The organism is Jiangella asiatica, assembly GCF_004349065.1.
In the GTDB taxonomy this organism is placed as follows: Bacteria; Actinomycetota; Actinomycetes; order Jiangellales; family Jiangellaceae; genus Jiangella; species Jiangella asiatica.
In genome coordinates this window covers 1-8,990 of record NZ_SMKZ01000098.1, presented here as the reverse complement: position 1 = coordinate 8,990, position 8,990 = coordinate 1, and the positions used below count along the sequence as shown (strand labels likewise).

The following is an 8,990-nucleotide window of genomic DNA, read 5'->3' as shown; positions in this document are numbered from 1 at the left end:
CGCCGACCCGCCGTCGGGCTGCCGGTTCCGCACCCGCTGCTGGAAAGCGCAACAGAAATGCGCCGACGAGGTGCCCGAGCTGATCGACCGACTCGGCACCGGCCACCCCAGCGCCTGCCACTTCCCCCAACTGCTGCCCGTGCTGCCAGGCGCCACGTCGTGACGCCGGCACTGCTCACTACCGATATGGATCACCACGGATGGGGACACACAATGGTGAGAACGGTACGACGTCCGTCGGTCGACGACGACCGGCCGATCTCGGCGAACTACCACGCCAACGCCTTGGCTCGAGGGTTGGCGCTCCTGGAACTGCTTGCGGGCAGCGCGGAACCACAGGCGCTGGGTCAAATCGGCGACGCTGCCGGGTTGCCGAAGAGCACGCTGGTGCGCCTGCTCGCCGTGCTGGACGAGATGGACTACATCGTCCGCGTCGACGACCGGCCCGCCTACCGTCTCAGCCACAAGGTGCTCCGGCTGTCCAACGCCTACCTCTCCGCACTCGACCTGTCGCGGGTCGCCAGCGCCCATCTTGCGCCGTTGGCGGACCGCACCGGGCAGACGGCCAACCTCGCGGTGCTGGACGGCGACCAGGTCCTCCACGTCGGCGTGCACGAGCCGGAACGGCCGATCCACTACCGCGCCAGTGTCGGCACGCGCGAGTACGCCTACTGCACGGGACTGGGGAAGCTGCTGCTGTCGCGGTCGGAGCACGGGCTGACCGACCACCTGCCGCCCGAGCCGTTTCCGCGGCACACCGACCGGACCATCGTCACCTTGGACGAACTCAAGCGCGAACTGGCGCGGGTGCGGCGTCGCGGCTACGCGCTCGATGACAACGAGAACAGCGTCGGGTTGCGCTGCGTCGCGATCCCGGTCGAGGTCGGGGGCGCATGCCTGGCGGCGGTCAGCGTGTCGGGCCCGTCCGGAGAGTTCGGGCTCGAGCGCCGTCAGGGCTATCTCGAGCGACTGCAGGACACCGCCGCCGACCTGGCCGCCGACGGCGACGCGGTCGCCGCTCTGCGGAGCGTGCACCGGTCGCTGCGTCCCGCTCGGGCTTGACGCGCACCCCAGGCGCCGAACCGTCGAGGCGAGCTCACACGCCATACTCCGACCGTCAGCGATCATGGCGAGCTGCCGTTGATCGTCCCGTCCAGGACCCGTGGTGTTGGGGCACACCGGATCCTGGACGATCATGGGGTCGAGTGCCGATGACTTAGTGCCTTCGTATGCGTTCGGTGGCGCTGCAGAGCGCCGAGCGGCGGGTGCTCGAGCACGCGGGGCTTGTACTCGACCAGCTGGATGCGGCCGTCGAAGGTGCGGTGCTCGAGCATCTCGAGGGCGACGTCCGGGTAGCCGTCGTAGATGCGTTCTGCGCCCGTGGCCCCGGTGATCACCGGGAAAATCACGACTCGGAAGCGGTCGACGAGTCCGGCTCGTAGCAGGGACCGGCACAGGCTGAGGCTGCCGATCGTGCTGAGGAGCCCCGAGCCGTTCTCCTTCATGGCGCGGACCGCCTCGACGGCGTCGTCGCGGACGAGCGTGGAGTTGGCCCACGTCAGTGGCTCCTCGAGTGAGGAGGAGAACACCACCTTGGACGCTTGCGTGAGCTCGTCGACAGACGCCTCTTCTTCGGGCCTGAACTCGTCTTGGCCATTCGGGACCACGCCGGCGGCGAAGCCCGACATCTGGCGGTAGGTGTTCGCTCCCATCAGGTAGGTGACCTCGGGCTGTTTGCCGTCCCATGCGAGGTACTCCGGGCCCTCGAGGCCCCACCACCCGGGCCAGCCCTCTCCCGATGCGTTGCCGTCGAGGGAGGTGATGAAGTCGACAAGAAGCTCTGACATGGCGGTGTCCTTTCCTTGGGTGTCACGAGCTTTGACCGGCCGGGAGCCACAAACTCATCGGCCGCGCTGTGGGGTAAGGAGAAACCCATCGCCTCGCCAGTACACCCCACGAAACCGCGTTGCGGAGCACTCGACGTGCGCCCAGCATGCCTTCGCGCCCGCGCCCCTGCGAGGCATCCCACGGATGCGACGCTCGCAACGACGATCCCTACCCGCGCGATCTCTAAGCCGCAGCCGCCCAGAAGCCCCGTCCGCGCAGTCAGCCACTTGTGGCGCCGTCACGCCGCTGACCAGAGGCCCCACGCTGTAGCGGTGCGGGAGTACTCGGGTGTCGGCGACGCTCGAGAATGAGGCCATAGCGACGCTTGAAAATGAGGCCACCCAGACAGATTGGATGGGTGATCTCGGTGGAGGGTTGGGCGTTGATCCGTCGGCTGGTGGCGGACGGGTTCCCGCAGCGTCAGGTCGCGCGGGGGCTGGGTGTCGGTAGGTCGACGTGTACCGCCCGTACTCACGGAGCCCGCCACTCCCTGCGCAGCGATGCGTGAACGGCGGCGAGGAGCGTCTGCAGGTCGAACGATGCCACGGCCAGCTCCTCCCGATCCGGTACCGACCAGAGCACGCTAGCGCCGCGCAGGAACGAGAGAACACGGCTAGCGGCTCGCCTTGCCCCTCGATGGGTGCGCGAGGTTTAGTCGCTGCGGCGCCGGTTTCGCCGGAGCTGCTCGATCAGGTCGTCGACGTCCCATCGGCCATGTCCTCCGGCGGTCACCATGGCGGGCGTGACGATGCCCTGTTTCCACCAGCGAGTCAGGGGTCGTGCGGTTGATCCCGATGCGTTGGGCTGCCACTCCGGTCGGGACGAGCGAGGGGCTCCAAGTCCACGATCAGGCCGGCGACGCCCACCCAGGGATACGCCTCGGAGTCGGCTCGGGGCCGACGTAGCCTGCACACTGTGCCCGCCGTCCCCCTCGTCGGCGGCTCGATGACCTCGTCCTCGGTGGGGGCCACGCAAGCCAGGTAGTCCCGGGGACAGGGAAGCTCCACAGATACCTGCCAGCTGTCAGCAGCATTCTTGGCGTGCTCTTAGACACGTCCTAAAGACGTCTCATCGAACACCGGGACGGTCGACAGCAGTGACTCGCCGGCACGACTCACCGGTGCGGCTCGCAACAGAGGGATGACGGACCGATGAAGCTGACCCGACGATCGATGCTCAGTGCGATGGGAGCGACGTCCGCCGGCGTGGGCTGGCTCGAATCGGGCGTCGCAGGTGCGACCTCAAGGAACCGGGCCGGCGGTGCCAGCAGGCCTGGAGCGGCGATCGGGCGGTTCACGGCCGCCGGCTGCAGCATGACGCACGATGCACCTTCCCGAACCGCTGAGCACCCCCGCCTACGAGAGGAAACAGCGTCATGACTCACCAGCCATCGGGATACCGCGAGCCGTCGCGACGGTCGCTCCTGCGCGCACTCGGAGCCGCGCCGGTCGTGGCCGCCGGCGTGCTGGCCGCGTCGCCGGCGGCCAGCGCCGTCGTGCCCGCCCGGTCCGCCGAGAAGGGCCGCGTCCCACAGACGCTGCGGCCAGGTGGCCAGCTCGACCGGTACGTGGCCGAACGGGCCGCACGCGACGAGTTCTCCGGCACCGTGCTCATCGCTTACCGAGGCGACCCCGTGCTGACCCGGTCGCACGGCATGGCCGACAAGGACCGCGACATCCCCAACCGCCCGGACACCATCTTCAACCTGGCGTCGGTGACGAAGATCTTCACCGGGCTGGCCGTCATGCAGCTGGCGGCCAAGGGTGAGCTGGGAATCCACGACACGCTCGGCGGCCACCTCGACGGATTCGCCGCCGAACCGGCCGGCGCCACCCTCCACCAGCTACTCACGCACACGTCCGGGGTGGGTCGCGACGCCACCGGCCCGGACGTCGGCATCCCGTCAGAATGGGACAGCCTCGAGGTGGTGTGGGACGGCGTGCTGGGCGCCATCCGCGAGATCCCCACCACCAAGTTCCCCCCGGGGAACGGCAACAGCTACAGCAACGATGCGTTCTGGCTGCTCGGTGCCATCGTGGCGACGGTGTCGGGCGAGGACTACTTCTACGACTACGTGCGCCAGCACATCTTCCAGCCCGCCGGCATGCGCGACACCGACTACTACACGCGGCCCCAGGTCCAGGGCGACCGCGACATCGCGCACCAGTACCCGCTCGGCCCGGACGGGCAGCGCTTCGACTTCACCATGGGCGAGCAGTTCCCATTCGTGGGCGGCCCGGACGGCGGCGCGTACTCCACCGTCGAGGACATGCTCCACTTCGCCACCGCCTTGCAGGACGACGAACTGCTCGACCGGTCGTTCACCGACATCGCCACCCGCGGCAAGCTGCCCAAGTCGCCGGCGCGCGACGAGACCGCCTCGCACCTCTTCACCGGTTACGGGTGCCACGACTACGTCTACCGCGGCCAGCGGATCTACGGCAACGACGGCGGCGGGCCCGGAGCGGGTGCCAACCTCGACATCTTCCCCGGCCTGGACTGGGTGACCGTGGTCGTCACCAACTACGGCGACACGCCGACCACTGTCAAGCCCATCGTCAACCTCGCCCGGGAGCTCATCGTCGACAGCGCCTGACAAGGACATCGGGGCGGCGATCAGGCTGTTTCGCGAGTGCGGCGTGCAGTTGGACATGGTTGTCACACACGGAACGCGGCCGGCTTGTACTTCTACGACCCCGAAGGGAACCGATGCGAGGTCTACTGCAGACCGGCCTGAAGCTCGCCAACCATTCGTCGAGCACATCGACCTCGACCAACCCATAGACGCCGTGCCGGCGCGCGTCAAGGACTCTGTCGAAAGGTTCGGTGCCCCTGGCTACACCGTGTCCTCCTACGTCGCTTGGACCCGATTCCAGTCGAGGGGCGCCAAGCGGGGTGGGGCCTCGCTACGTCCTGCTCGGCATGATCACCGAAGGGCTCACCGGCCGGGTCCGACGCCTCGGCTGGACGTCACGGTTCCGCCGCAGAGGCTCAATCACCAAGACCTACACCTCCACCGACGGCAGCCGCCAGTTCAGTGTGTCCGCCACAGTGACCGTCCAGGACGCCTCGAAGTCGTTCAACCTCGACCTCGACGCCGCGGCCGAAGCCGTGCTCTGCCCACCCGCCTGAAAGGGGATTCCGCAATGTTGCCGCAACCCAGACCGTCTCGGCGATCCATGCTCGCCCTGCTGGGCGCCGCTCCTCTCGCCGCGACCGGCGTGCTGGCCTCGTCCGGGACCGCACACGCGCGTACCGGCCGCCAACCGGCCGACGACCCGGCACTGGACGCCGCGATCCAGCGGATCATCGGCCGCCCCGAGTTCCAGGGCGCCCGCTGGGCTATGGCGTTCCACTCGCTGGACGACGAAAAGCGCGTCTACTCGATGAATCCGGGCGAGCTGTTCGTCGCCGGGTCGGCATACAAGGTCTTCGTCGCCGGCACCGCGTTCGAGGCGCTCGGGGCCCCCGGCCACCGCTTCCGCACGCGGGTCTACCGCACCGGCCCCGTGTCCCGCGGTGTCCTGCACGGCGACCTCGTGCTGGTGGCCGGATGCGACCTGCTGATCGGCGGCCGCATGCGACCCGACGGCACGCTGGCGTTGCCGGACCCGGACCACACCTACGGCACGACGCCGGGCGCGGCGGCCGCCCCAGGCGATCCGCTCGCGGTGCTCCGGGAGATCGCCGGTGAGGTCGCCGCCCGCGGCATCAGGCGCGTCACCGGCAGAGTCCTGGTGGACGTGTCACTGTTCCGCGAGGCGCCGGAGAACATCGGCAACGGCGGCATCCCGATCACGGTCTCGCCGATGATGGTCAACGACAACGTCGTCGACGTCACCGTCACGCCTGGCGCCGCGTCCGGCGCGCCGGCCGTGCTGCACGTGTCTCCGGACATCGGTTACGTGCGCGTGGTCAACGAGGTGCGGACGATCGCGGCCTCCGGCACACCAGGTCCAGGAAACCTCGCGTTCACCGGCGACACCGCGAACCCGGACGGCACCCGAACCGTGACCCTCACCGGCGACATCCCCGTGGACACGCCGCACCTGTTCCGCGCCTATTACGTGCCGAGCCCGGTCCGGTTCGCCCAGACGGCGTTCGCCCAGGCGCTACGCGACAGCGGCATCGAGGCAAGCGTCAGGGATGTCACGCCGGCCCCGGCTGCGCACCACCCGGACCGGAACCGGTTGGCCGAGCACGTGTCGCTGCCACTTCCGGAGCAGCTGATGGGCATGCTCAAGGTCAGCTCGAACCCGCATGCGGTCGCCTGGCCGTACATCGTTGGCGCCGTGGCGGACGGCGAACCCGACAACCCCGTGGCGGCCTACGAAGCGCGCCGGCGGCGACTCTACGAACAGGCCGGTCTCGACCCTGACTCGGTGAGCGAGCAGGACCACCTGTACACGTCGGACTTCTTCATCGGGTTCCTGAGCCACCTGTGGCGCCAGTCGTACTTCCCGCGGTTCCGGTCCGCACTGCCGATCATGGGCCGGGACGGGACGCTCGCCAATGTGCAGGTGGACTCGCCGGCGGCCGGCCATGTCCACGCCAAGACCGGCACCAGCCTGAGCCATGGCAGCACGCGGTCGGTCAGCAGCGCGCTCGCCGGGTACATCGACCTCCCCGACGGGCGCTCGATCGCCTTCGCGGAGTTCGTGTATCTGCCCACCGACTCACCCGAAAGCCAGTACCACCTGACGGGTGAGGTGCTGGGTGAGCTCGCCACCACCGTGTACCTGTCACAGTCCTGAAAGGACAATGCTATGAATCCCTTGCCATCCCGGCGATCCGTCCTCCGCGCCATGGGTGCGGCGTCCATTGTGTCCAGTGCCGCTGTCGCCACCTCGGCGGTGGCCTACGCTGGGCCGCCCGCCACCCCCTCCCGCGGCGGCCATGTGCCTGCCGACCTGTTACCCGGCGGCGCGTTCGACCGGCTCGTGGCGCAGCAGGCCGCAGCCGACGTCTTCTCCGGCACTGTGCTGCTGGCCCACCGCGGCCGTACCGTCCTGTCCCGGTCCCACGGCATGGCCGACCAGCAGAAGTCGATCCCCAACCGGACGGACACGATCTTCAACCTCGGGTCGATCACCAAGGCCTTCACCGGCCTGGCGATCTCCCAGCTCGTGTTCGAGGGCAAGATGGCCTACCACGAGAAACTGGGCACCTACCTCGACGGCTTCCCGGCCGGAGTCGCCGACACGGTCACCATCCACCAACTCCTCACCCACACCTCCGGCATCGGCCGGCCAGCCACCGGCAACGGCGCGCCGCCTGGCGGGGAGTGGGACAGCGTCGAAGAGGTCTGGGACGAAACCCTCGGCATCATCCGGCAGATACCCGAGACGGACTTCATACCGGGAACGAGCTACGCGTACAGCAACGACGGCTACTGGGTGCTCGGCGCGATCGTGGCCGCGGTGTCCGAACAGCCCTTCTTCGAGTACGTGCGCCAGCACATCCTGACGCCGGCCGAAATGAGCCGCACGGACTTCTACACCCGGCCCCAGGTGCTCGGCAACCCCGACATCGCCCACCCCTACTGGACCCAACCGTCCGGCGACCGGGTCGACTTCACCACCACCCCGCAGTTCAAGTTCGTCGACGGACCCGACACCGGCCTGTACTCCACCGCCTCTGACCTGTTCCGGTTCATCACCGCGCTGCGGAGCGGGAAGCTGCTGGATCTCGACTTCCTCAGCCTGGCCACCGGCAGTGGGGTGCCCGTCGCCCCGAGGGACCCCGGCCTCAGCCACTGGTTCGTCGGATACGGGTTCATGCACGACGTGTTCGGCAGACGCCACATCTTCACGCGTTCTGGCGGCGGCCCCGGGCGAGCGACCCGGCTCGACGACTTCCAGGACCTTGACTGGGTAGCGGTGGTCCTCAGCAACTACGACGACAAGTCCATCGACGCCATCGTCACGCGGGAACGAGAGATCATCACCCAAGAGTGAGCCGGCTCGGTGTCGCTCAGACGATCCCAACCGTTCAGGTGGACCGGTTCGCCGCGCAACGCGTCAGCAGCTTCAGGCGGACCCGAACCGGCGGGACCTCGCTCGCTCCGGTTAGCCGATCGAGCACCAGAGCGAGACCGCCTACGCCACGCTGGTCCCGCGTCCGAACAAGATCGTGTGCGTTGGGCTCAACTACGCCACCCACATCGCCGAGACGGGCCGGCCGACGCCGCGCCACCCACCGCTCCTCGCCAAGTACGACGGTGCCCTCATCAGCGAGCAAAATCCGGTCGTGCTGCCGACCGTGAGCGAGGCCGTGGACTGGGAGGCCGAACTCGGCGTCGTCATTGGCGCGGCGACCCCGCACCTCCCGGTGGGCAGCGCGCTCGACGTCGTGGCCGGCTACACGGTCGTCAACGACGTGACGGGTGCACAACTGGCAGCGCCGCACCCACGAGTTCCTGTCCGGCAAGACGTTCGAGGCCACGACGCCCGTTGTCCGACCCTGGTCACACCGGACGAGCTGCCGGCCGGAGCGTCCAGTCTCGACATCAGCTGCACGGTCGACGGCGTGGTCATGCGGCACTCGACCCCGGCGGGGTCGGTGCCGGCAGCACACCCGAAGTCTGGGCTGCGACCCGGCAACGAGCTCGTCACCACCATCGACGGCATCGGCCGCCTACACACGCGCTGTGTCAAGGAGCGCCGCGAAGCCGTGACTTGGCCAAGGGAACAGTGCGCGGACGGAGATCCTGGCCGGCGACCGGCAGCCTCATTCCGACCGACACCCCGAAAGCGGGAGCTGTCCACCATGAATAGTGAGGAGTAGATCGTTGTGACTGACAAGCCAAGGACCGCGAGCGGTCGCGGCACGAATGCGACGATCGGCGCCCCGGTGGCCACCGGCCCGTACATCGACCCGCACTGGCGGGTCCGCCACGACAAGGTCGACAAGGCCGGCACCGTCACCCTGCGGCACAACAGCCGCCTGCACCACGTCGGCATCGGCCGCGCCCTGTCCGGCACCAGGACACTCTGCTCGTCGACGACCTACACATCCGGATCATCGACCGGCACACCGGCGAACTACTGCGCGAGCTCACCCTCGACCCGACCAGAGACTTCCAGCCCCGCGGCCTCCCACCC

7 protein-coding genes and 2 pseudogenes are annotated in these 8,990 nt (G+C 68.7%); 8 read left to right on the top strand and 1 reads right to left on the bottom strand.

Features of this window, described 5'->3' with window-relative positions; translation table 11 throughout:
* Both E1269_RS34525 and E1269_RS31515 read left to right on the top strand, forming a co-directional pair.
* Window positions 1–163, top strand: a pseudogene (locus E1269_RS34525) (peptide ABC transporter ATP-binding protein); the annotation flags it as partial.
* Between the two features lie 53 nt (window positions 164–216).
* Window positions 217–1,062, top strand: coding sequence for an IclR family transcriptional regulator (locus tag E1269_RS31515; RefSeq protein WP_162606717.1), 846 nt, complete (start codon window positions 217–219; stop codon window positions 1,060–1,062).
* A 131-nt stretch (window positions 1,063–1,193) separates the two neighbouring features.
* Here E1269_RS31515 and E1269_RS31510 read toward each other — a convergent pair whose 3' ends face one another.
* Window positions 1,194–1,847, bottom strand: a complete 654-nt coding sequence (locus tag E1269_RS31510; protein ID WP_131902132.1) for a dihydrofolate reductase family protein — start codon at window positions 1,845–1,847, stop codon at window positions 1,194–1,196.
* Between the two features lie 1,415 nt (window positions 1,848–3,262).
* Between E1269_RS31510 and E1269_RS31505 the strand changes: the two genes are divergently transcribed.
* From E1269_RS31505 to E1269_RS31480, 6 genes and pseudogenes are all read left to right on the top strand, one after another.
* The gene (locus tag E1269_RS31505; protein ID WP_131902130.1) at window positions 3,263–4,483 is read left to right on the top strand and encodes a serine hydrolase domain-containing protein; all 1,221 of its coding nucleotides are present in this window, start codon (window positions 3,263–3,265) and stop codon (window positions 4,481–4,483) included.
* 299 nt (window positions 4,484–4,782) lie between these two features.
* On the top strand, window positions 4,783–5,019 hold the full coding sequence (locus tag E1269_RS31500) for a hypothetical protein (RefSeq protein ID WP_131902128.1): 237 nt from the start codon (window positions 4,783–4,785) through the stop codon (window positions 5,017–5,019).
* A 47-nt stretch (window positions 5,020–5,066) separates the two neighbouring features.
* Entirely contained in the window at window positions 5,067–6,641 is a 1,575-nt protein-coding gene (gene dacB, locus E1269_RS31495) for a D-alanyl-D-alanine carboxypeptidase/D-alanyl-D-alanine endopeptidase (RefSeq protein ID WP_162606716.1), read from the top strand.
* A 12-nt stretch (window positions 6,642–6,653) separates the two neighbouring features.
* A complete protein-coding gene (locus E1269_RS31490) occupies window positions 6,654–7,844 on the top strand; it encodes a serine hydrolase domain-containing protein (RefSeq protein ID WP_131902124.1) in 1,191 nt (396 codons plus the stop codon).
* 175 nt (window positions 7,845–8,019) lie between these two features.
* Complete coding sequence (locus E1269_RS31485; RefSeq protein ID WP_162606715.1) at window positions 8,020–8,673, top strand: fumarylacetoacetate hydrolase family protein; 654 nt, start codon at window positions 8,020–8,022, stop codon at window positions 8,671–8,673.
* A 6-nt stretch (window positions 8,674–8,679) separates the two neighbouring features.
* Window positions 8,680–8,990, top strand: a pseudogene (locus tag E1269_RS31480) (hypothetical protein); the annotation flags it as partial.